Source organism: Candidatus Protochlamydia phocaeensis (assembly GCF_001545115.1).
Lineage (GTDB): Bacteria > Chlamydiota > Chlamydiia > Chlamydiales > Parachlamydiaceae > Protochlamydia_A > Protochlamydia_A phocaeensis.
In genome coordinates this window covers 521,019-542,758 of sequence record NZ_FCNU01000007.1, presented here as the reverse complement: position 1 = coordinate 542,758, position 21,740 = coordinate 521,019, and the positions used below count along the sequence as shown (strand labels likewise).

Genomic DNA, 21,740 nt, shown 5'->3' with positions numbered 1-21,740 from the left:
GTGGTCCTGTTTTTTTGCCCATAAGCATTGTAGTCGGTATAGGTATGCTTTTGTTCGGGTGTGCCTAGGCCTTCTATGCAGCTGGTTTCCTGCCCCATTTCATTATACGTCCAGCTATTGATCGATTCGCTTTGCTGGATACCGTCGACCATAACAGCATCGATAGTCTTGCACAGGTTGCTGCAAGGATCATAATAACGTTCTTGCTTGGCCAAAAGATTACCGAATGAATCTTTGCGCGAAAGAACGGATTCGCGATTTAAAGCATCGAAGATCTTTTCCGTGATCTTGCCTTGCGGATCGGTCGTTTCAATGCGTAGGACCTGCTGGCCAAGGGCATTATAAAACGATTCATCATAGAAGAGGTGGGTGACATGCCCTTCGGCATCGATCATTTTAATCGGACGGCTTTGGCTGTCATATTCCACTTGGTTAATGCTTAAGCCGGTTTGCGTTTGCTGGATGGCGTGGGTACGGTTGCCTAAACAATCATAGATATAAGCGCTTTGCTCGAGGAGTTGGCCAAAGGCATCGACGGTTTTCTCTTCGAGCAAGCGGCCAAGCAAATCGTAAGACATGCATTTGATGCTGACAGAGGACGAATCATCTCCAAACCAAGAGGTGACTTTAGTTAAGTGATTTAAGCTGTCATATTCCATGTCTTTGCGGAAACGGCCGCACGTTTCTTTTATCAGCCTTCCTGCACCATCATATTCATAGCTGGTTTCAATTCCTTCCGCATCGGTTTCTTTGATGAGACGGAGGCCTTGATAGGCATAGCTTTTGCTGCTGAGCAATGTGCTGCCTTGCCAAATCTCTTCTTTGAGGACGCGCCCCAAGCAGTCTCTTTGATAAGTCGTCTTCGTTTTATTGGGAGCAATGGACGCAGCTAGTGACCCATCGAGGGCATAAATCAGTTCTTCCAGAGTGCCGTCGGCATGCAGGATGCTGACCGGCTTGCCGCGGGCGTTGTAAGTTGTCCGGGTCTGATTGCCTTTAGCGTCCGTGACTGTAATCGGGCGTCCCATGAAGTCATAATCCGTGGAGACTGTCGGTTGGATGACATGGCCGGCTTCATTCAGCACAGGGGGATGAATGGTCTTGACCAAACGGTTCAAGTCGTCATAGACATATTGGGTCTCTTGCCCGAATGGATCGATAGTCGCTACGCGGTTGCCGACATAGTCATAGCGATGGGAAGTGGCCAGAACTTTGCCGCCATGGTCTTCTTTGCTGGCGATCAAACGGTTGGCATAGTCATAGACATAGGTTGTAAAGAAATCAAGGCTAGGCCCTTGTTCAAAGATCAAATTGTCATTTTCATCGTATTGTTTAGTGATGACCTGTCCTAGGGCATTAACCTCGCGGATGACATTGCCATGGGCATCGTATTCCCAAAAAAGCGAGTAGCGGTACATCTCATTGCTGTCATAATGGTCCTGCTGGATAAGCTTACCTTGGGCTGAATAATGGCAGATAACGCGTTTGAGTAGCTTTTCCTGATTGCTATTCACATCCCAGTACATTTCGTCAATGCGTTCAGGCAAACCGAAAGGAGCCGTTTGCCTGGGATAGAAATAGGTGACATGGCGTTCATGGACATCTTTCAAATCATAGCGGTAAAAATCGGATCCGTCATCTTTGATGAGTTTGACAAGGGTCGTATTTTCGTCATAGTCATAGAATTGCCTGAGGATAATGCGGCCATTATCCATGACATATTTGGCTGAGACCAAATTAGTGCCGGGAACATAGCCGTGCAGCATGCCTTTGCCATTATCTTCCAGCTCGGCAATGACCAAGTTCAGGTGATCATTGGTATAGGCAAACCGCTTGGCATAGCATTCCACTCTTTTATTGAACACATCCCACCGGGAATGGGACTCTAGCTTCTCCTGGCACTGTCCGGTTAAATTGCCATATACGAATTCGGCTAAGACATTGCCTTTGTCATCATAGTCGAAGCATAGGAGGGATTCCATATGGCCTGCCGCATCTTGCACATATTTTCCCATAAGATTGCCTTTTCCGCTTTTTTGAATGCGATGGCCTTTAAGGCAAGCTTCAAAAAGGGTTAAGAAATCGACTTTTGCCTGTAAGGGAAAATTAACCTGCTCTTGCTGCATATCTTCAATGACTTTAGGGGGACGGGAATGCCCTCTTGTCAGAGGTACCTTCACGCTGTCTTGCGAGGTGCTAGATTCTTGATGAGCCTCTTGGGCCAGCTCAACAAAAGAAGGGGGGGGTGGGGTTTGTCCGCGGTCCAGAAGGGCTGCATCTGGAATGGGAATCCAGCTTTGAGATAAAAGCCAATCCCATATAGGAAACCCGATGAATTGTAAAAAAGGGGAAGACAAATAGTCGGGCTCGTCATCCCAAATATAATGTTCGGAAACATAGGGTTTATTTCCCATGTATTTTGTGACTTGGGTAAGCCGTTGGTCGGTGTTGTATTCATAATCAGTTTTACGTCCAAGGGCATCAAAGACTTCTGTTTTTCCAGACCGTGGGCTGTCCGAGCGGTTTGAATCCTTGGGCGCTCCGGAAGAATAGACGAAGCGATGGGTGACAATTGGAGTTTGATCTGTGCCGACAGGAGCTAACTGCTGCTTGACCCTTCCTTGGCTATCGTATTTCGTTTTGATAAAGCGATCATTCGGCAAACGTTTGCAGGTCAGGCGCAGGCATGCCGGTCTTTCTGTCGGCTCTTCAAAGGAGAGATGCGAATACTCGTAAATCTCTTTCGGCTTATGGCTGCAGTTGACTTCGGATAGGTAATAGCGCTTGGTCTTTGGCTTTTTTGGTTCAATGGGTAAATTTAATTGCCGGTCCCTTTCTTCCGGATCTTCCGGCTCTTTCTGCCCATGCTCATAACAGACGAACTTATAGATCGCAGACCGCCCATCGCTAGCTTTGATTTCCAGTTCTTCCGGACCATGAGAATCCCAAATCAAATGGCTGTAGTCCAGTTGCTGCGTGGGATTCAACGCATGGACTTCATTCTTGTGGAAAATGACAAAGTGGCCATTGGGCTTGCGCTCGAATAAAGGCTTTAAGCGGCGATGAAGAAAAATGCGATCTTCGGTCTCTTTTCCCCTATCCTGAAAATAGAACAAATGGCCGCTGCCTGTCATGGCGATAGCGTGAGCGGTATTGCTATCTAAATGCACTTCAATATTATGCAGGTTTGTGCGGGCGCTAATTTCGTGAGAGCGGCAATTGGTCAGTCCCGGACTGTGCACTAACTCAAAGGACAGTAGATTTTCTTTGGCGTCTTTATGCGATTGATGAAGCGTCTTAAGTCCAGAAGGTTGATTGAAGCGAACTTTTCTTGTCCGGCCGCCGTTTATATAATTATCAGCGTCTCTATCTATATCCATGTAACCGGGTCGATTGAACTCCCAATTATATCCCATCGTCTTATCTAAATGGCCTGTTGAGTAATGGCGCGTGAGAACTAAAGAATCAGGGCCCGACAGCACAAAGTCTGTTTCGGATAGCAGCAATTCTCCCGAAATGACAGAGACGGAATCATTGACCAAAAGGGGGAGGGCATTATGCAACTGGGTTTGAGGGGAAGAGAAGGGATCTCCTTCTGAGTTGTCTTCTTCGGCTGCCAAGGAAAAAAAAGATAAGCATGCCAACAGGAAAATCCAGATACGTTTCATTGTCCCACCTTCTAGTTTATCAAAGATGACTTAAGACAGTAAGACAACGAGTTTTTTTTTGACTAGAGGAATTTTTTTATAGAAGGGTAAACGATTGGACTGGATGACTGGCTGTTAATACCTGAGTTTTGAGTTTTTCTTGCCTTGTGGACTACACTAAAAGGTAAGAAAACTCAAACTTTAACTTGATAGATTGGTGAAAGGAAACTTGTGGATTTCCTATTTGAAAAAGCAATAAGAAAAGGGATGAATCAAGGTTCGATGCGCCTGCGTTTCGTCGGATTTAAGGGGGCTGGACGGCCTCTTTCCTGATCGTTTATTTCATGCTTTAAAGTGTCATGCTGTTTTTCAATTCCTTGGATTTCCGCTTTTTTATAGCTTTCATGACGGATTTCGCGATTTTCTTCCTGTTCACGGATGCGTTTTTTCTTTTCTGCTGCAACCCTGTCTTTTTCTTGTTGCTTGGCTTCCATAGCCCTTTCAGCAGCTATGACATTTTTGACTATGCTTTCAGGAGTCGCAAGAAGCAATTTCAAAGAATCGACATCGGTCTTCTTTTTCTCTGTTTTTTTCTCAGGGGATTCGGTTGGCGGACGGAAGCCTTTAAGGGGATTAGGATGGCGCGCCAAGCTCGGCGCCATGACTATTGCCCAGCAAGCAAAGTTTTTGGATGGCTAATTACATTAGATCAATGATGTCGTGCTCCCCAGGACCACCTAGTTTGCTCTTAAAATATAGGAGTATGACTAGATTTATGACTAATTGTAAACTCATTACATCAGTAGAACAAAGAAGACGCTGGTCTTTGGAAGAGAAGAAACAAATCATTAAAGAGACTTATTTGGAAGGACAATCTGTTTCCCAAGTTGCAAGAAGATAGGGTATAACACCAAATCAACTTTTTGCATGGAGGAGACAGATGGAAGAAGGAGCCCTTCAAGGAATTCAAAGTGGAGAAGAACTTATCCCTAAGAGCCAAGCCAAGGAAATGGAAAAGCGCATCCGAGAATTGGAGCGCATGCTGGGTAAGAAGACGCTAGAAAATGAGATTTTAAAAGAAGCGATCAAGATAGGGCAGGAAAAAAAACTCATCTCGCGGCAGTCCTTATCAAACTTAAACGATTTAGCATAAGGAAAATAGCAGGAACTATGCACGTATCTCGGTCTAATCTTATGCAACCCCTCTTCTCCTAAGCCTGCCCTTTCTTGCAAGGCACATGACGAGCGGATGATTGCTTTAATAAAAGAAGTCATTAAAGACAGGCCGAGTTATGGATATCGAAGAGTGACAGCTCTTATTAATAAGCAGCTAGCGGCAAGAGGAGAAAAACTCGTTAATCATAAAAGGATTTTTCGGTTAATGAGCAGATCCCATCTTTTATTACAAAAGCCTGCAAGAAAGCCAAGCAGAGCTCATACAGGTAAAGTAGAGACTCTTTTTAGCAATACAAGATGGTGCTCGGATAGCTTCTCTATTCAGTGCTTCAATGGAGATCGCGTTCATGTTGCTTTCTCTTTAGATACTTGTGATAGAGAGATTATGCGCTATGTTGCCTCAACCATAGGCATTGATGGCCAAATGATTAGAGACTTAATGCTAGAGACTGTCGAATATGGCTTTGGCCGGCCAAAAGTCCATATAGGGTTGCAATAATGGCAGCTGTTATACAGCCAAAGAAGCAGTAAACTTTGGAAGATTGCTTGGTTTAGAAATAAGAGCAGCTCCAGCTTAGAGTCCAGAAAGTAAGGGCATGGCTGAGGCTTTTGTTAAGACTTTTAAACGAGATTATGTTTATTTTGGCAATCTTCAAGATGCTAAGGCTTTTTGGATCAGCTGCCAAAATGGATAGATGATTACAATAATATGAGCTGATCTAGACTTAATCTGGCTAGATTAATACTTGCCTATTCCATAACCTTTTATACGATTCATTTGTCTTCAACAAATCATCATGAGAACCGTCAGCTACAATCTATCCTTTCTCAAACAGTGATTGTCGAGGCCTTTTCCCGAAATTGGAAAAATTTTACAAGACATGCTCTTTGCCTTTATCCTCCAAACGCAGGCGGACACCTGCAAGATCGACCATGTGCCTTATTTTGCAAAAGAGAGAGGGGACTGGCGCTTGCCTATCAAGTGCTGAAGTTTGTATTCTGCTAATTCATCGGCCACTTGATTAGCGGGCTTATGCTCTTTTTCCGCTTTATTGAAGATCTCCAAAAGCGTATCATAAATATGGTTAACACGGTCGCGCGCCAGTTTGGGATCATAGCCTTGCGGGTCAAACTCTGCCGCCGCATTAATAATGCCTCCCGCATTGATTGCAAAATCAGGAGCATAGAGAATGCCTTTGCGCATTAATTCGCGTCCTGCCTCAGCATTTAAAAGTTGATTGTTGGCTGCTCCGGCAACAGCTTTGCAGTGCAGCTGCGGTAATGTTTTTTCATTAATGATTCCTCCCAGGGCGCAAGGGGCTAAAATGTCGCAAGGGATGCTGATAAAGTCTTTAGTATCAATGATTTGAGCTCCATAAAGACGGGCGTGTTCTTGAGTGACTAGGGGATCTTTATCGCAGAGGATAAGATAAGCGCCTTCCCAGAATAATATATTGGCCAATTTGCTTCCCACGTGGCCAAGGCCTTGGATGGCGATAATTTTTTTTCTTAAGCTTTCGTCGTTCCATAGCTTTCTGGCAACAGCCCGCATGCCTCGGTAGACGCCCCAGGCTGTAAAGCGGCTGGGATCGCCGCTGCTTTTTTCTGTGGGCAAGGCTCCTACATAGGGAGTGCGTGTACGGATAATGGCCATATCTTCAGGCGTAGAACCGACATCTTCGGCGGCAATGTATTTGCCTTTCAAGGTGTTGACGACTTCGGCAAAACCTTGCAAAAGAGCAGGCGTCTTATCTGTTTTGGAATTGGCAATAATTACGCTCTTTCCTCCTCCGAGTCCATTTTCTGCCAAGGCCGACTTATATGTCATGGCTTTAGAAAGACGAAGAGCATCAGTAAGGGCGTCTTCACGAGAAGCGTAGGGATAAACGCGCATGCCTCCCATAGCCGGACCTATTGCCGTGTTATGGATGGCGATAAAGCAGTGAAGGCCGATCTCTGAATCTTGGGCTTCAAGGACTTTTTCATAGCCAGGTGTAGGAATTTCTTGAATCTTTAGCATATGCCTTTCCTCGTCTTTCCAGTGAAAATTGTCTTGAATGATAATACTTTACAGGCTAATCTTATTACAGTAATTTCATGAGTAAGTTTAAAATTTAAATTTCCGGTAAGAGGTTTTCAATGACAAAAGTTGTCATAACAGATGAACAAAAAAAAGTGTTAGAACAATTTCTTGAAGAAAATCGTCCTGCAGAATTGATCAACACTTATTTATGTTTTATTGAACATAAATTTAACCTTCAACCGGTTCTTTTTCCAAAAGATAAAATTATTTATCAAAGTGCAGAGGATGCAGTCCGTCAGTTGGAAAGCGAAGGCAAACTCTGGCATGAAACAGAAATTAAGATCGGCTTTGGCCATGCCAGCGTCAATGAAGAGACTAAGAAGATTTATATTTGTCCTTTTACAGGAAAAGTTTTTGGAGATAATACGCATCCTAATCCGCAGGATGCCATCTATGACTGGGTTTCTAAGTGTCCGGAAAATACGGAAAGGGTCGGTGGACTGAGAGTTAAGCGTTTCTTTGTTTCCGAAGATCCGGAAGTCATTAAAAGCTACATCAATAAGACAAAGGCGCCCAAAGAGCCAATCAAGAAAGTCGTTTATTCTTCCGTTTTAAGCGGCAAGCTATTTAATAGCAAAGAATCGGTCGTAGAGGATTTTAAGCGAAACTATTTGAAAAAGTTATCTTTAGTAGAGGTGCAGAATCAAAATAAATTTAAGATAGAAGACCATTTCTTAAGTTTTATTCAAAAGCAGCTCGTAGAGGATAAAATTACGGCTTTTGTAGAAGCGCTGGCTGAATTTGACGAATTTATTCCTTATGTTGAAAGATGGGTTGAGGCAGAGGACTAATAACCTATCTGCAAACTTACAATGGCTTATATTCGCAATTATTTTCTTTCTAGGAGGCATAATCTGAAGCCGCTATCTCATAGTTCCTAGGGAAAAGAACTCGAATCTAGGCCATTAGCTATTTAGGGACACGCCAAGCGGGAAAGAATTCGAAATCTACTATTAGCAGTTTGAGGACAGGCTTTAAGAGCCTGAAAAGCGTGCCTATCATGAAACAGTATTTTTCGCATTCAGCCGAAGAGACTTTTTTGCTTGGGCATGCTTTTGGAAAACAATTACCCCTTCATTCTGTCATTTGTTTCTTTGGTGATTTGGCAGCAGGAAAGACAACGTTTATTAAAGGATTAGTGGCCGGAGCCGGCCAGCTGGATCCCTCTATTGTTCAAAGCCCCACTTTTACTTATTTAAATATTTATGAGGGCGTAAAAACCATTTATCACTTTGACTTATATCGCCTTAGTGATGCGGATGAATTTTTGAGCATGGGGTTTGAAGAGTATTTTGAGGCGAATGGCATCTGTTGTATTGAGTGGTCTGAAAGAATTGCGCCTATTCTTCCTCTTCATTGCATTCATGTGACTCTTGCCCACCAAGGAGGGGATGAGCGAATGATTATCATTTTAAAAGAAGGGGAATATGAAAAAGGTTGTTCGGGCTAAATTTGTTAAAACGGCGGTTTTTCCGAAAGATTATCCTGCCATTCGAGGACTTTCAGGACAACTATTGCCTGAAGTGGCTGTGGCGGGGCGCTCCAATGTCGGAAAATCGAGTTTGCTCAACCATCTTTTCCATACCCAACATCTTGTCAAAACGTCGGCGACACCTGGGAAGACGCAGGCGCTTAACTTCTTTACTTTGAACGATGAGATTGCCTTTGCTGATTTGCCAGGATATGGATATGCAAAAGTGCCGCTGGCTGTTAAAAAGCAATGGGGGCCTATGGTCCAATCCTATTTGCAGCAACGGGAAACGCTGAAGCTGATTTTGTTTTTATTGGATATTCGCCGGGTTCCCAATGAGGAAGACCTGCAATTTTTGGATTGGGTATTGCATCAGCAAAAAGCGTTGATTTTAGTTTTGACTAAGGTGGACAAAGTTAATCAAAAAGAGCTGAGGCTCAATACAGAAAAAATCTTAGATACGTTAAATGTAGCTAATTTGCATTACGTTTATTATTCTGTGCTCAAAAATAGAGGACAGCGGGAATTAATGTCGATGATCCATGATGCTTTGCAGGATGAAGCACAGGAAGACGCATCGGAAGAGGAATAAAAGCTTCGCTTTATGCGAATAAAAGAGAAAGTATGCCAGATATAGAAAAACAAAAATTTGTTTGCATCGATTGCGAGACAACGGGATTAGATGCTCAGCAGGACCGCGTGATTGAAGTGGCGGTTATGTGTTTCGATGCCAATCAAATTTATGCCCAAATGGAGAGTTTGGTTAATCCCGAGTGCCCCATTCCAGAAACGTCAATAGCCATTCATCACATTACGCCGGACATGGTGAAGGATAAGCCGACTATTGCCCAAGTCTTGCCTGATATCTTGAAAATGATTGGCGATCATATTATTGTAGGGCATGGAGTAGGGTTTGATATCGATATTTTGGCAACTTCTGCTGAAAGGCATAGCATTCCTTGCAAAATCCGCCAGAATCGATTTTTAGATACGCTGAGAATGGCACGCCTTTACGGAGAAAGTCCAATCAACTCGCTTGAATATCTGCGTCAGCATTTTAATATTCCTTTAGAAGGCGCTCATCGGGCTATGAGCGATGTGGTCGTCAATAAGGAAGTTTTTAAGCACCTTTCAAAGCGCTATAAAACGACAGAGCAGCTGTTTGACGCCTTGTCGCGGCCGATCTTAATGTCGACGATGCCGCTTGGCAAGCATAAAGGACGTCCGCTAAAAGAAGTTCCTCTGCAATATCTTCAGTGGATTTCCAATAAAGATTTTGATCAGGACTTGCTTTTTTCCGTGCGCTCAGAACTTAAGCGCCGCAGAAAGGGCAACCTGTTTAATCAAGCCAGTAATCCATTTTTACAACTTTAATGAGAAAGTCTATGACAAAAGAAAATTCAGCCCACAGTGAAAAAGGGTCATTTGAAGTTAAAGTGGCTTTAGCAGAAATGCTGAAAGGCGGTGTCATCATGGATGTCACCAATCCTGAGCAGGCTAAAATTGCTGAAGAAGCAGGAGCTGTTGCCGTCATGGCCTTGGAAAGAATCCCTTCGGATATCCGCGCTCAAGGTGGAATTGCGCGCATGTCAAATCCGGAGCTTATTCAAAAAATTCAAGAAGCTGTCACCATTCCTGTCATGGCAAAATGTCGCATCGGGCACTTTGTGGAAGCGCAGATCTTAGAAGCCCTGCAGATTGATTTTATTGATGAGAGCGAAGTATTGACCCCGGCAGATGAAGAAAACCACATTGACAAGCATGTGTTTAAAGTGCCTTTTGTCTGTGGATGCCGCGATTTGGGAGAGGCGTTAAGACGCATTGGCGAAGGGGCTGCAATGATCCGTACAAAAGGCGAGGCTGGAACGGGAAATATTGTCGAAGCAGTCCGTCATATGCGATCGGTCAATCGCGAGATCCGCCGCTTGATGGCCATGGATGCATCGGAATTAATGGCGGAGTCTAAGCGTTTAGGAGCGCCGTTTCACTTGGTCCAACAAGTGGCGCGGACAGGTGTGCTACCTGTTCCCAATTTTGCCGCTGGTGGAATCGCAACTCCTGCTGATGCAGCCTTGATGATGCAGCTTGGAGCCCAATCCGTCTTTGTAGGCTCAGGCATTTTTAAGGCTCAAGATCCTGCCGAGCGCGCGCGCGCGATTGTCGCTGCTGTAACTTACTATCAAGATCCGGAGATGCTTGCCCAAATTTCAATGGGCCTGCTGGATGCCATGAAAGGCTTGGACATTCGGCAGCTGAAGCGCGAAGAATTATTGGCGCAAAGAGGGTGGTAGGGGACCATGCGAATCGGTGTGCTGGCTCTACAAGGTGACTTTGCCAAGCATTGCGAAATGCTACGCTCGCTTGGCGTTGAAGTCAAAGAAGTGCGCAAGCCCGAAGAATTGGCGCAATGCGACGGCTTGATCATTCCCGGTGGGGAATCGACTGTCATGCTAAGGCAAATAGACTTTATCCAAATGAGGGAACCTCTCCGCTCTTTTGCCGAGAGCAAGCCCGTTTTCGGAACATGCGCAGGATTGATTCTCCTCTCTTCTAAAGTGCAGGCATCGCGTTTGAAATCGCTCGGATTGCTGGACGTCACCGTAGAGCGCAATGCTTTCGGCAGACAAATCGAGTCCTTTGAGGCTTTTGTTCCCCTTCACCTACAACCGGATCATGAAAAGCTGTTCCGCGCCTATTTCATTCGGGCGCCTCGCATTCGATCCAATGCGTCTCATGTTCAGCTTTTGGCTTCTTATGAAGGGGAACCTGTCTTGATCCAGCAAGGGCATCTACTAGGGGCCTCTTTCCATCCCGAACTAACAGCCGATCCGACCATTCATCAGTACTTCCTAGAAATGGTAAAAAAGAGCCTCTCCAAACCATTAGCTAATTGATGGCCCTCCTCGTCATTCGGAAGAATAAGGGCACCTTATTCTTCCGAATTGATTCCAATCGTTCAAATGGAATTTGAACGATTGGCAAACTCTTCTTTTTCTTTTAATATAAAATTAATATTTTAATTTAATTCTGGTAAATTAATGAATTATCTTTTATAATTTATGTTTTTATGTAAAAACATATTAAATTAAAATAAAATTCTATTTTTAAAATAAATGATTTAGAGGGCTATGTCTATTACTAACTTTTTAGTAAGTCAGGTGAATATTAATGCAAAACACGAGCTGGCTAATACGTTTAAGTTAGAAGAGAACGACGCGCTTTGCAAGTTTTCTTCTTTGCAAGGCAGGGCTATCTGTTTGTTGCGTATTCCCGCTCATCTAGTTGGACTGGTTGTAAAGCCTATCTTGTACACGGCTGCTGCTGTTGCTTTGGTTGTCTTTACAATGGGCTTAAATATGCGCCATGCCCTTCACCTCGGTCATACGCATGAACTAGGCGAAAAGACAAAGGAAAATTTAAAACTATCTATCGGTTTTGCGAGCAGTGCCCTTGCCGCTCCCATCGGGCAAGTCGCTGAAATGGTTAAGGCTATTTTTGGCCTTATCCATCCGGGCGCGTATTTCAAAAAAGTGGATCCAAAAGAAGCTACTCAGAGTCAACTAATTGCCGGTCCACAGGGAGGGCTTTACAATAAAAATTATTTTGATGTGTTGAATGCGAACCAACCGGTTTCTCTTACACAATCGATGATCGATAATAAAGTCGATAGTGCGCAATGGGACCAAATGCGTGCCAATTATATTGATTTTTGCGCGCGGTTAGAACGGCCATCGGAAAATACGGAGCCTAAGATTCCCAAAGTGATTCATCTTGTTTGGCTAGGGGCGCCTCCCAATGAAGAGGTGTTCCGTGTGCGGGATTCATGGATTAAGCATCATCCTGAGCAAGCAGGATGGCAAGTGAAATTATGGACAAATGAAGACGTCGGTGCTATTATTGAACAAAAAAGAAGGGAATTTCCTGCTGTAGGAAAAGCATGGGATGTGGCAACGAAATGGGCTGAAAAGGCCGACATTGCCCGCTATTGCATTCTTCACGAGCATGGGGGGCTTTATGCAGATTCTGATTTGCCTTGCTATGGACCTGTAGATGATCTTCACGACCAAACTGAATTTTACGCAGGAATAGAGGAAAATTGCCATAGTTTGGGAATTATGTATGTGGGAAATGCCCTTATTGGAGCAAAGCCCGGGCGTGCTGTTATGCAAAGATGCTTAGAAAATTTAAGACCGCACAAAGCAAACGAGCATCCGTGGGCGATTATTTGGCGTACCGGGCCCGGTCTTTTAACCAATTGCGTAAAAGATGGTCTACGGGAAGATAAGAGAAGGCAAACCCATCATACCTTGGTCCTGCCCCCTGCTTATTTTTATCCCTTCCACTCTAGTTTGAGAGAAAAAGCCGGCGAGAATCCGGAGTCGCATGTGCTTTCTTATACTAAGGGACTGCATTTGTGGAATTTATCCTGGAATAGCTAATTTGCTTTCTCGCTATTTCCTTACGTAATAAGCTTTTAATTCAAAATGGGCAGGCTTGAAATGCCCGTTTTGAATTAAAGAAACAGCTATGTAATCACTTCACTCTCAATAGACGTAACAGGTTGTCCATGAATATTTTATTTTTTGCTACCTATCCAAGCTTTTCTAAAGAACTGCAAAGCATTCTAGATGAAGTTCCCAAACAAATTAAAATAAACTCTCCTTTGCTTCATTATCCTCCAGTGGATGAAGAAGCAGAGTGCGTGAAGCAATTCGGCTATATCCGCATTCTTTTTTCAGAGCTGGCAAATAAGCCCAAGATCGAAAAAGTTGATCAAACAGCGCTGCCATTGCTTAAAAGTGCTTCCTATTTGTATCTCTTGCAGCCCCTCTATGAACGAGAAGATCCATTTGGGGAAGAAAGTATGAAGAAGGGGTATTATCAAATTAGGCTGAAAGGATGGGGGATCAAAACAGGAGAAGGCAGAATCTTTAACGAATTGAAAGAGTTATTTCCACGGATCTCTTTGCAAATTATGATGGATAATTAAAGCGGCTCGTAAAGGAAGATCTAAGTAAGAGAGAGCAGGAGTTGTCTTAAGCGATTTGAAAAAAGCTTCTCTCTTCTCTTTTGTCAAAGAACTAAAGGCTTCTTCCACTGCTTTTTGAGGCAAGACCGCTTGAATGGAGGCCGGAAGTGCTTCGTAAAAACTAGTTGCGTCCGAAATGTCTCCGGTCTTTAAAGGAAGCTTGCGTCTTTGAAACTCAGTAAAAAGAGCAGCTTGTTCTATCAGGGAGAGCTGCTGCATGACTTCTTTGACGGGTTGCTCAAATTGGCTTTGAAAATAGTTAGCCAGTTCTTCTTCGTTCGACAAAAAAGTCAGTTTATTATCTTCTAGCTTAATGCCTTCTAGGAGAAGCCTGTCCTTAGCCTCTGGCTGTTTAAGCTGAATATCTCCATTGGAGCTTAAGATGAGGACTTCTTGCGTATCCCATCCCTCTTTATCGCCGCCTATAAAGTGATATTCGGGCTGAAGAGCTGCCTCTTTAGTCTTGTCTTCTAAAATGGTTCTCATGCATTCAACGCGATTGAGTTTATCTTGAATCGCAGACCGGATGATAAAATCTGGCGGAATGCGCGGATCGTCCCCTCCTACGTCTCTCTTCAAGACGGAAAGGACCCGCGCCATGTCGTGCCGGCAGACGTCATAGATGACCATTTTCTTGCCGGCTTCCTTGCATTTTTGCAGGTAATTCTTGACATCGTCTGCTCGGCTTAGCGAAGAATCATAAACGATTGTGCCTTGCTGCTTAGCAATCATTTCGTCAAAAAGTTTATAGGCAAGCTGGGAGCCTTGAATGTGAGCAGAGGCATGGGGCACGGTTTCCATGGCCCGTCTGACAACCCGTTTGCCTAGATCGGGAGCGATTACTCCTCCGGCTTTTTTTCCCATCAATTGACTAGCCAAACGGGTTTTCCCTGCTCCGAAGCCGCCTTTCAATAAGATCACTTTACTTTCCAAACTTACTTCAGCCATGCGCTTAGCTTTAATAAGAGTGATTTCAGAGAATTTGGCCATGGCGGCTTGAGCCTCGGGAACCCAGTTTTTCCAGTTATCCAAAAAAGGCCATAAGTGTTTATAGTCTGGCTTGCCGCTTTTGGTATATACCATCCAAGATTGAAGATTCACGCCTTCTTGCTGGCTAGCAAGCAAAAGGGCTGAGCGCAAAACAAACGTGCTTTGAGGAACAAAATCGGCTTGAAGGGCATGTTGCGCATTCGCATGGTCGTCATATTTATCGAGCATTCCAATCAGTTTTTTATAGGCTTTCTCGGGAGGAAGGTTGTCTTTTTGCCTCAGTTCCCTCACTTGATTCTGGATAAAGGAAATCGCTTGGTCGAGAATTAACTCATTTGCCGCCGCCGCTTCCTTCGACGCTGCCTGTGGGCCGATTAAAAAAGCGGCAAGATCAAATGGCTCTGCTTTTTGCAATTCCTGATCAAGAAGAGGATTCAACGCTTTTTCTTCTTCATCGGAGCAAAGGAAAGCCGGATCAAGCTCATGAGCTGCATTTAATCGCTTGGCCAGCTGGCTAGTGCGGACTGTCTCTAGCATGAATTGAACATGCGCGCTTATTTTGGACTGCATGTTTGAAATGAGATCTTGAACCGGTGGCACATTTCCAGTCAGGAGAATAGGGGACTCCTTCGCAGGCAAGAAAAGCGAAGCATCTAGTTCGGGTTCTAAACCTCCCGATTGCCCCATCCAGGAATGACTAACACTCGAATTCCGTAATGAATCGCTGAAGAGATGCTTAATTTTATTTAAATAATAAAGCCTTTCTTTCGCTTTAGCCTGATATTGATTCTTCTTTCCTGAAACAGGGAGAGAGTCTTCTTTCTCGGGTTTTGAATTAAAAGAAGGAGTAATCATGTTAATTATTGTTTTGTATTATAATCTATCTATTCACCTTTTATTTTATTTAATTTTTGTTAATATTTTATTAATTTAATTGATTTTTAGTAATAACTTGAGTTTGGAGTTTTTTTTGCTCTTTCGACTGCGTCAAAGCCGCGGAGATGAACAAATGGCAAGCGCTTTTGCGTCAGTCGAAAGGGGAAAAAACCTCCAAACGCGGGTTAATAAATGGGAAATTGAAAAGGAGACAAGAAAGCGGACAATAGCGGGTGAATATTGCCCGCTTTCTCCTATCGCTTCTTAGTGAAAAGAACTTGAATCTAGGTTAGTAGTAGTTTTAATGCCTCTCTAAGCCTTTGGCAATTTAGGAATACGCCTAAGGGGCCAGTCGTTCAATTGTCCAAATTTGATTGATAAGTTTGTAGCTCAGGCGATCATGCAAGCGATTGTGGCGGCCTTGCCAAAATTCAAAACGTTTTGGCAATAGGCGATAGCCGCCCCAGTAGGGAGGAAGAGGAATGATTTTGCCTTCATATTCCTTGTTTACATGTTCAAAGGCTTCTTCTAAAGCAGAGCGGGAAGGAATAACCTGGCTTTGATGGGAAGCCCAAGCGCCTAGCTGGCTGCCACGAGGACGAGAAAGGAAATACCTTTCGGATTCTTGGCGGGAAAGCTTTTCGGCGCATCCTTCAATGATGACTTGCCTTTCCAATTCTTTCCAAAGAAAGCCTAGGCTGGCTTGGGGATTTTCATCAAGCTCCCTTCCTTTTCGGCTTTCATAATTTGTAAAAAAAATAAAACCCGTATCAATGGCTTTTAGCAGCATTGTACGGCAAGAAGGAGCGGCTTGAAGAGAGGCTGTGGCCAGAGTCATGGCATTGGGTTCCAGTACATGGGCGTGTAAAGCCTCCTGAAACCATTGTTCAAATTGCTTAATGGGATCAGGATCAAGGTCGGGTAAATCCAAGGAACGCAATTGATAGTCTTGCCTTAATTTATGAATATCTAGCATAGCCGCATAAGACCACGTTTAAGATTATTTGATTAATAAAATGAATGAGAAAGCGCTTTGTAGTCATTAGAGAGCTTTCACTGATAATGATAGGTATTTTATCATTGCTTGTAAAAGAAATCTCTATTTAGAGACTATGAGCGAATGGCTAATGGGCTAAGGCTGAAGGACGCAAATCAAGGTCATTAAGCGCGGGCGTCCCCTTAAAGTTGAAGAAATTTTAAAATTTTAGGTGGTTTACAACCAAAGATTTGGATCTTAAATTTTGGATTAAAAGCCTAAGAATAAGAAGTTAACAAAAAAAATGATAAAACTTGACAGGCTTGAAGCGTTGAGTTATGAATGAGACTTCCTTTCATTTCATAAAGGTTTTGAGCTGACTTTTAGCAATCCTGAAAGGCTTGGAGCAGCTCTCCTTTAACATCCGAGGGTCAAGCATGGCGCAAAAGCTTTCCATCAAAGATTTAGATTTAGCAGGCAAAAAGGTATTGATTCGCGTAGATTTTAATGTGCCTTTGGAAAATGGGACTATTACAGATGATACGCGGATTCGGGCATCCTTACCAACGATTCAATATGTTTTGAACCAAGGTGGATCGGCTATTTTAATGAGTCATTTAGGCCGTCCGAAGGGCAAGCCTGATCCACAGTTTTCGCTAGCTCCTTGTGCGAAACGCTTATCAGAGCTTCTAAAGCGGCCGGTCCAAATGGCCCCTGATTGCTGTGGTCCAACAGTTGAAAAGATGGCGCATGATCTTCAACCGGGCGATGTGCTTTTATTAGAGAATTTGCGTTTTCATAAAGGCGAAGAAAAGCCAGAGGAAGAACCGACCTTTGCCAGCGCTTTATCGGAACTGGGAGAGGTATATGTAAATGATGCTTTTGGAAGTGCTCATCGAGCGCATGCCTCTACCACAACTATCGCACAATTCTTTCCCGGGCGAGCAGCTGCCGGTTTTTTAATGGAGAAGGAGATAGCCTATCTAGGATCCACTCTGCTGAATCCTCGCAGGCCATTTTGCGCCGTTCTGGGCGGAGCTAAAATTTCTACCAAATTCAAAGTAATTGAAGCGTTCATTCAGAAGGCCGACGTCCTTTTAATCGGGGGAGCCATGGCCTATACCTTTTTTAAATCAGAAAATATTCCCATTGGAGATTCGCTTTACGAAGAGGATTTTATTAATGTTGCCCGCGAGCTATTAGAAGTCGATACGCAATCGCGCTGCCGCATTTTGCTTCCCACCGATGTGGTTATTGCGCGCCAAATTGATCCTCAGGCTGAGACGAGAATTGTACGAGTCCAAGAGGGCATTCCGGAGGGATATCAGGGAGTCGATATAGGTCCTGAAACAATTCAGCGTTATATAAGCGAATTAAACAAAGCAGCAACAATTTTTTGGAACGGCCCTTTGGGTATATTCGAATGTCCGCCTTTTGCTAAAGGAACGCAAGAAATAGCCAAGGCAATGGCCAATTTATCGGCAACAACCATTGTCGGAGGTGGAGATTCGGTTGCTGCTGTTGAACAGGCGGGAGTAGCTGATCGGATGAGTCATATTTCTACGGGAGGAGGAGCGTCCTTGGAGTACATTGAATTTGGTAAGTTACCGGGAGTTGAGGCGTTAACAGATAAACAAGCGACTGCAAAGACAACTAAATAAGAGCCCCTTCCTAACTGAAGATGTGCCTTAGAAGAAATCTCACATATAGATTAAATGGAATTTTTCATACAGCGTTCAAGGACTAGAAATAAATAGTTATAAAAAGGCAAAGAAACAATAAAGTTATTGTAAAATTAATAGGGGGTGTATTATAATTTTTTAAACTTAAAAAGAACCTAATCCATTCTTAAAAGATTTTGAGAAAGATCTTGATTAAATAGAAGCAAAAGCTTATACCTATTAGCTTCTAAGGTTTTTTAAATGATTATTAAAAGACTCTCAATTTTTCGAGGCTTGCGTAAGTTGAATGATATGAATCACCTTAAAATTCGACTCTGCTTCTCTTGGCTTCCCTCATTGTTCTCCGCTTGCTTTACGTTATTTTTAACTAAGGTGCTTCTAAAAGCTATCAAGGGATAGAGATAAATGATAAAAAGTTTACCGATCTTAATATAGGGAAAGGTTGACATGTCAGAGACACCAACGGCGTCCCCTGAATTTAGTCCGTGGCGGAGCTATTTATGGCCCGTTCATCACTATGAGCTTAAAAAACTCATCCCAATGTTGTTTATTTTTTTCTTTATTTCCTTTGATTACAACGTTCTAAGAACTTTAAAAGATTCTCTTCTTATTACAGCTAAGTCATCTGGAGCCGAGGTTATTCCCTTTGTCAAAGTATGGGCAATGTTTCCCGGCGCTATTTTAATGACGCTTCTGTTTACTTGGCTTTCCAATCGTTTGCCAAGAGAAAAAGTCTTCTACATTATTATTTCAATCTTTTTAGCTTATTTCTTTGTATTTACTTTTGTTCTTTATCCTATCCGGGATTTTATTCATCCTCATGCCACAGCCGATAAATTAGAGACTCTTCTTCCGATGGGATTTAAGGGTTTTGTAGCGATGTTTCGCTACTGGACATTTACGATTTTTTACGTCATGTCCGAACTATGGGGAAGCTCTGTTTTATTTGTGTTATTTTGGGGATTTGCCAATCAAGTCACCAAGATTAGCGAAGCGAAGCGCTTTTATGGATTATTTGGTGTAGGTGCGAATTTTTCAGGAATTTTTGCAGGGCAGGCCTCTGTTTATTGTTGCAACTATACGCGGCAAGGCGGGAGTTTTCCCTTAGGCGAGGATCCTTGGCATCAATCTTTGATCTTAATGGTTTCTCTTATTTTGATTGCAGGGGGAATTGCACTCGCTCTCTTCCGCTGGATGAACGTTGAAGTATTGACAGATAGGCGCTATTATGATCCGTCTTCTGTTAAAACGGAAGGCGAAGTGCAGGGAAAATTATCTTTAAGGCAAAGCCTTTCTTATCTCTTGCACTCTAAATATCTTCTCTGCATCGCAGCCGTTGTCATCTCTTATAATTTGATTATCAATTTGACCGAAGTCATTTGGAAGCACCAAGTGCGAGAACTTTATCCCAATCCCAGTGATTATACCCTCTACATGAATCACATTGTATCTATCATTGGAGTTGTGGCGACCTTAAGCTCTCTATTCGTCTCAGGCAATGCGATTCGCAAATTTGGATGGACGTTTACAGCTCTGCTCACACCCATGGTCTTGCTGCTGACAAGCATAGGATTTTTTACCTTCTTCTTTATGAAAAGGGTTTCGCCCGATATGGTTGTCTCTTTGCTCGGCTTTACTCCGCTGGCTCTGGTTGTTTTCTTTGGGTCTGCCCAAAACGTCTTAAGCCGAGGAGCCAAATATTCTGTTTTTGATGCGACTAAAGAAATGGCTTTTGTCCCTTTAAGTCCCGAATCAAAGTTAATCGGCAAAGCCGCTATCGACGGCGTTTGTTCGCGATTGGGTAAATCGGGCGGATCTGTTGTTCATCAGAGCTTACTTCTTCTCTTCTCAACTCTCTCGACAAGCGCCCCTTATGTTGCAGTCGTATTGTTGGCAGTCCTTGTCGTTTGGGTAGTGGCAATTCGCTTGTTAGGAAAACAGTTTAATGAATTGACTGCACAATTGGAAAACAATGCAAATTCGGCAGCGATACCTACCATTACGCCTATTAGACCTACAGTAGATGTATTATCTGAACATACCCTTTTGAAAGAAAAGCAAGCAGTATAATTATTTAAAGCGCTTTGATAATTATGTTTTAATTGTCAAAGTGCTTTTTATTTTTTATTAATTATTTGAAAATTATTTGAATTTGTGATATACTTTTTGGTATACAAAGGATTTTAAATGTCCATTCCTGAGTCTGAATTCGGTAAAATGAGAGCTTTTTTCTGGCCCATTTACCGGCATGAAATCAAAAAAGTTGTTCCAATGATGTTGATGCTATTTTTGATTTGTTTCAATTATAGCATTCTACGAAACGTTAAAGATGCTGTGGTTATCACGGCAAAGTCTTCGGGAGCTGAAGTTATTCCGTTTATCAAAGTTTGGGTTCTTCTGCCCATGGCCGTCCTCATTACGTTGGTATTTACTAAGCTATCCAACCGCTTCAGCCAAGAAAAAGTCTTTTATATCATTATTTCTGGATTTTTGCTTTTCTTTGCCATTTTTACTTATATTTTTTATCCTCTTCGCGATGTTTTGCATCCGCATCAATTATCCGATTATTTGGAGACGGTTTTACCTGCGGGCTTTAAAGGGCTGATCGCCATGTTCCGCAATTGGTCGTTCACAATCTTCTATGTGGTTTGCGAATTATGGGGAAGCATTGTTTTGACCGTTTTATTCTGGGGATTCGCCAATGAAATCACGCGCATTAAGGAAGCGCGCCGTTTTTATAGCATGCTAGGGGTCGTGGCCAGCTTTGCCGGGATTATTGCAGGCGTAGTGGCCAATTTGTTGACCAATGATCAAAGCTGGGAGCAGACGCTTAACATTCTTGTTTTGGCAATTATCCTGTGTGGTTGTGTAACCATGATGATTTTCCGCTGGATGAATAAGCATGTCTTAGTAGGCGAAAGCTTTAATGCCCTCCATGATTCCAATACTGATGAGAAGGCACCTGTTAAAGGGCCTAAGAAAAAGCTGTCTATGCGCGAAAGCTTGATTTATTTATCCAATTCTAAATACTTGCTCTGTATTGCCGCTTTAGTGATCTCTTATAATCTTGTCATTAACTTGGTAGAAATTGTCTGGAAAGATCAGTTAAGACAGCTTTATTCCTCTACTGTTGAATATAGCCGCTATATGAATTCCATGACATCGGCTGTCGGGATCATTGCTACCTTCACCTCGCTCTTTATGTCGCAATTGATCGCTCGCTTTGGCTGGACTCGCACGGCTTTAATTACCCCTGTCATTATGCTGATCACAAGCGCCGGCTTTTTTGCCTTTATGCTGTTCCGTCACGATCTATCAGAGCCTGTCATGAGCTTAATGGGGACTACTCCTCTGGCGATAGCCGTCTTTTTTGGAGCCGCTCAAGTGTGCATGAGCAAAGCGTGTAAGTACTCTGTTTTTGATTCAACCCGCGAGATGACCTTTATTCCTTTAAGTCATGAATGCAAATTGAAGGGAAAGGCAGTCATAGATGGTGTCGGATCGCGTCTGGGCAAGTCTGGCGGATCTCTAATTCACCAAGGCCTACTGATGATCTTTGCCACAGTCAGTGCAAGCGCCCCTTATGTGGCTGTCATTTTAATGATTGTCATCGGCCTCTGGATCTTGGCTGTCCGCTCGTTGGGCAAGCAATTTGCCGCATTGATTGGCGAACAAGGGCGCGAAGAGATAGGCGAGACAGTGACGAAATCTACTGAAGATGTTCCTCTTCAGCCAATTAAGGTGTCTTCTTAACTAAAATCTTATGACGATATAGCCTTTCATCTTTTGAAAGGCTATACTTTTAGATGT

The 21,740-nt window shown here is 43.2% G+C and carries 17 protein-coding genes and 1 pseudogene; 13 read left to right on the top strand and 5 right to left on the bottom strand.

Translation table 11 applies throughout. From position 1 onward, the window contains the following. Both BN3769_RS03160 and BN3769_RS03155 read right to left on the bottom strand, forming a co-directional pair. A partial coding sequence (locus BN3769_RS03160; protein WP_195155534.1) for a DUF6531 domain-containing protein occupies positions 1-3,668 on the bottom strand: 3,668 nt, incomplete at its 3' end. A gap of 251 nt (positions 3,669-3,919) precedes the next feature. Continuing rightward, positions 3,920-4,309 (bottom strand): hypothetical protein, encoded by a 390-nt coding sequence (locus tag BN3769_RS03155; RefSeq protein WP_068467461.1) that lies wholly within the window; start codon positions 4,307-4,309, stop codon positions 3,920-3,922. A 113-nt stretch (positions 4,310-4,422) separates the two neighbouring features. Here BN3769_RS03155 and BN3769_RS14340 point away from each other — a divergent pair. Continuing rightward, positions 4,423-5,529, top strand: a pseudogene (locus BN3769_RS14340) (IS3 family transposase); the annotation flags it as partial. Between the two features lie 234 nt (positions 5,530-5,763). Here the strand turns inward: BN3769_RS14340 and BN3769_RS03140 are convergent. Beyond that, the gene (locus BN3769_RS03140) at positions 5,764-6,843 is read right to left on the bottom strand and encodes a Glu/Leu/Phe/Val family dehydrogenase (RefSeq protein ID WP_068467459.1); all 1,080 of its coding nucleotides are present in this window, start codon (positions 6,841-6,843) and stop codon (positions 5,764-5,766) included. A 119-nt stretch (positions 6,844-6,962) separates the two neighbouring features. Between BN3769_RS03140 and BN3769_RS03135 the strand changes: the two genes are divergently transcribed. The 8 genes from BN3769_RS03135 to BN3769_RS03100 all read left to right on the top strand — a co-directional run bounded on the left by BN3769_RS03135 (position 6,963) and on the right by BN3769_RS03100 (position 13,367). Then, positions 6,963-7,697 carry a DUF2709 domain-containing protein gene (locus BN3769_RS03135; RefSeq protein WP_068467453.1) on the top strand — a complete coding sequence of 245 codons (735 nt, stop codon included), beginning with the start codon at positions 6,963-6,965 and terminating at the stop codon, positions 7,695-7,697. A gap of 209 nt (positions 7,698-7,906) precedes the next feature. Further along, entirely contained in the window at positions 7,907-8,356 is a 450-nt protein-coding gene (tsaE, locus tag BN3769_RS03130) for a tRNA (adenosine(37)-N6)-threonylcarbamoyltransferase complex ATPase subunit type 1 TsaE (protein ID WP_068467451.1), read from the top strand. Further along, positions 8,334-8,969 (top strand): ribosome biogenesis GTP-binding protein YihA/YsxC, encoded by a 636-nt coding sequence (gene yihA, locus BN3769_RS03125; protein WP_068467450.1) that lies wholly within the window; start codon positions 8,334-8,336, stop codon positions 8,967-8,969. Before tsaE ends, yihA begins: the two co-directional genes overlap by 23 nt. A gap of 32 nt (positions 8,970-9,001) precedes the next feature. Beyond that, the gene (locus tag BN3769_RS03120) at positions 9,002-9,751 is read left to right on the top strand and encodes a putative quorum-sensing-regulated virulence factor (RefSeq protein WP_068467449.1); all 750 of its coding nucleotides are present in this window, start codon (positions 9,002-9,004) and stop codon (positions 9,749-9,751) included. Between the two features lie 11 nt (positions 9,752-9,762). Further along, a complete protein-coding gene (pdxS, locus tag BN3769_RS03115; protein ID WP_068467446.1) occupies positions 9,763-10,668 on the top strand; it encodes a pyridoxal 5'-phosphate synthase lyase subunit PdxS in 906 nt (301 codons plus the stop codon). 6 nt (positions 10,669-10,674) lie between these two features. After that, a complete protein-coding gene (pdxT, locus tag BN3769_RS03110) occupies positions 10,675-11,271 on the top strand; it encodes a pyridoxal 5'-phosphate synthase glutaminase subunit PdxT (RefSeq protein WP_068467444.1) in 597 nt (198 codons plus the stop codon). Between the two features lie 264 nt (positions 11,272-11,535). Further along, complete coding sequence (locus BN3769_RS03105; protein ID WP_195155533.1) at positions 11,536-12,816, top strand: glycosyltransferase; 1,281 nt, start codon at positions 11,536-11,538, stop codon at positions 12,814-12,816. A 128-nt stretch (positions 12,817-12,944) separates the two neighbouring features. Then, entirely contained in the window at positions 12,945-13,367 is a 423-nt protein-coding gene (locus BN3769_RS03100) for a hypothetical protein (RefSeq protein ID WP_068467437.1), read from the top strand. On the opposite strand, the gene BN3769_RS03095 is transcribed toward BN3769_RS03100, so the two are convergent. Then, positions 13,326-15,251 carry a zeta toxin family protein gene (locus tag BN3769_RS03095; RefSeq protein WP_068467434.1) on the bottom strand — a complete coding sequence of 642 codons (1,926 nt, stop codon included), beginning with the start codon at positions 15,249-15,251 and terminating at the stop codon, positions 13,326-13,328. The genes BN3769_RS03100 and BN3769_RS03095 overlap by 42 nt on opposite strands. A 115-nt stretch (positions 15,252-15,366) precedes the next feature. Between BN3769_RS03095 and BN3769_RS14645 the strand changes: the two genes are divergently transcribed. Further along, a complete protein-coding gene (locus BN3769_RS14645; RefSeq protein ID WP_154017794.1) occupies positions 15,367-15,540 on the top strand; it encodes a hypothetical protein in 174 nt (57 codons plus the stop codon). 72 nt (positions 15,541-15,612) lie between these two features. Here BN3769_RS14645 and pdxH read toward each other — a convergent pair whose 3' ends face one another. Next, the gene (pdxH, locus tag BN3769_RS03090; RefSeq protein WP_068467432.1) at positions 15,613-16,248 is read right to left on the bottom strand and encodes a pyridoxamine 5'-phosphate oxidase; all 636 of its coding nucleotides are present in this window, start codon (positions 16,246-16,248) and stop codon (positions 15,613-15,615) included. A gap of 437 nt (positions 16,249-16,685) precedes the next feature. On the opposite strand from pdxH, the gene BN3769_RS03085 reads away from it, so the two are divergent. From BN3769_RS03085 to BN3769_RS03075, 3 genes are all read left to right on the top strand, one after another. Beyond that, a complete protein-coding gene (locus BN3769_RS03085; RefSeq protein WP_068467431.1) occupies positions 16,686-17,909 on the top strand; it encodes a phosphoglycerate kinase in 1,224 nt (407 codons plus the stop codon). A gap of 468 nt (positions 17,910-18,377) precedes the next feature. Next, complete coding sequence (locus tag BN3769_RS03080) at positions 18,378-20,000, top strand: NTP/NDP exchange transporter (protein ID WP_068467429.1); 1,623 nt, start codon at positions 18,378-18,380, stop codon at positions 19,998-20,000. A 117-nt stretch (positions 20,001-20,117) separates the two neighbouring features. After that, a complete protein-coding gene (locus BN3769_RS03075) occupies positions 20,118-21,683 on the top strand; it encodes an NTP/NDP exchange transporter (protein WP_068467427.1) in 1,566 nt (521 codons plus the stop codon). Positions 21,684-21,740 lie beyond the last annotated feature (57 nt).

Coding starts and splice junctions, on each gene's coding strand:
- BN3769_RS03155 (WP_068467461.1), bottom strand. CDS start 4,309: ATGGCGCCGAGCTTGGCGCGCCATCCTAATCCCCTTAAAGGCTTCCGT.
- BN3769_RS03140 (WP_068467459.1), bottom strand. CDS start 6,843: ATGCTAAAGATTCAAGAAATTCCTACACCTGGCTATGAAAAAGTCCTT.
- BN3769_RS03135 (WP_068467453.1), top strand. CDS start 6,963: ATGACAAAAGTTGTCATAACAGATGAACAAAAAAAAGTGTTAGAACAA.
- tsaE (WP_068467451.1), top strand. CDS start 7,907: ATGAAACAGTATTTTTCGCATTCAGCCGAAGAGACTTTTTTGCTTGGG.
- yihA (WP_068467450.1), top strand. CDS start 8,334: ATGAAAAAGGTTGTTCGGGCTAAATTTGTTAAAACGGCGGTTTTTCCG.
- BN3769_RS03120 (WP_068467449.1), top strand. CDS start 9,002: ATGCCAGATATAGAAAAACAAAAATTTGTTTGCATCGATTGCGAGACA.
- pdxS (WP_068467446.1), top strand. CDS start 9,763: ATGACAAAAGAAAATTCAGCCCACAGTGAAAAAGGGTCATTTGAAGTT.
- pdxT (WP_068467444.1), top strand. CDS start 10,675: ATGCGAATCGGTGTGCTGGCTCTACAAGGTGACTTTGCCAAGCATTGC.
- BN3769_RS03100 (WP_068467437.1), top strand. CDS start 12,945: ATGAATATTTTATTTTTTGCTACCTATCCAAGCTTTTCTAAAGAACTG.
- BN3769_RS03095 (WP_068467434.1), bottom strand. CDS start 15,251: ATGATTACTCCTTCTTTTAATTCAAAACCCGAGAAAGAAGACTCTCTC.
- pdxH (WP_068467432.1), bottom strand. CDS start 16,248: ATGCTAGATATTCATAAATTAAGGCAAGACTATCAATTGCGTTCCTTG.
- BN3769_RS03085 (WP_068467431.1), top strand. CDS start 16,686: ATGGCGCAAAAGCTTTCCATCAAAGATTTAGATTTAGCAGGCAAAAAG.
- BN3769_RS03080 (WP_068467429.1), top strand. CDS start 18,378: ATGTCAGAGACACCAACGGCGTCCCCTGAATTTAGTCCGTGGCGGAGC.
- BN3769_RS03075 (WP_068467427.1), top strand. CDS start 20,118: ATGTCCATTCCTGAGTCTGAATTCGGTAAAATGAGAGCTTTTTTCTGG.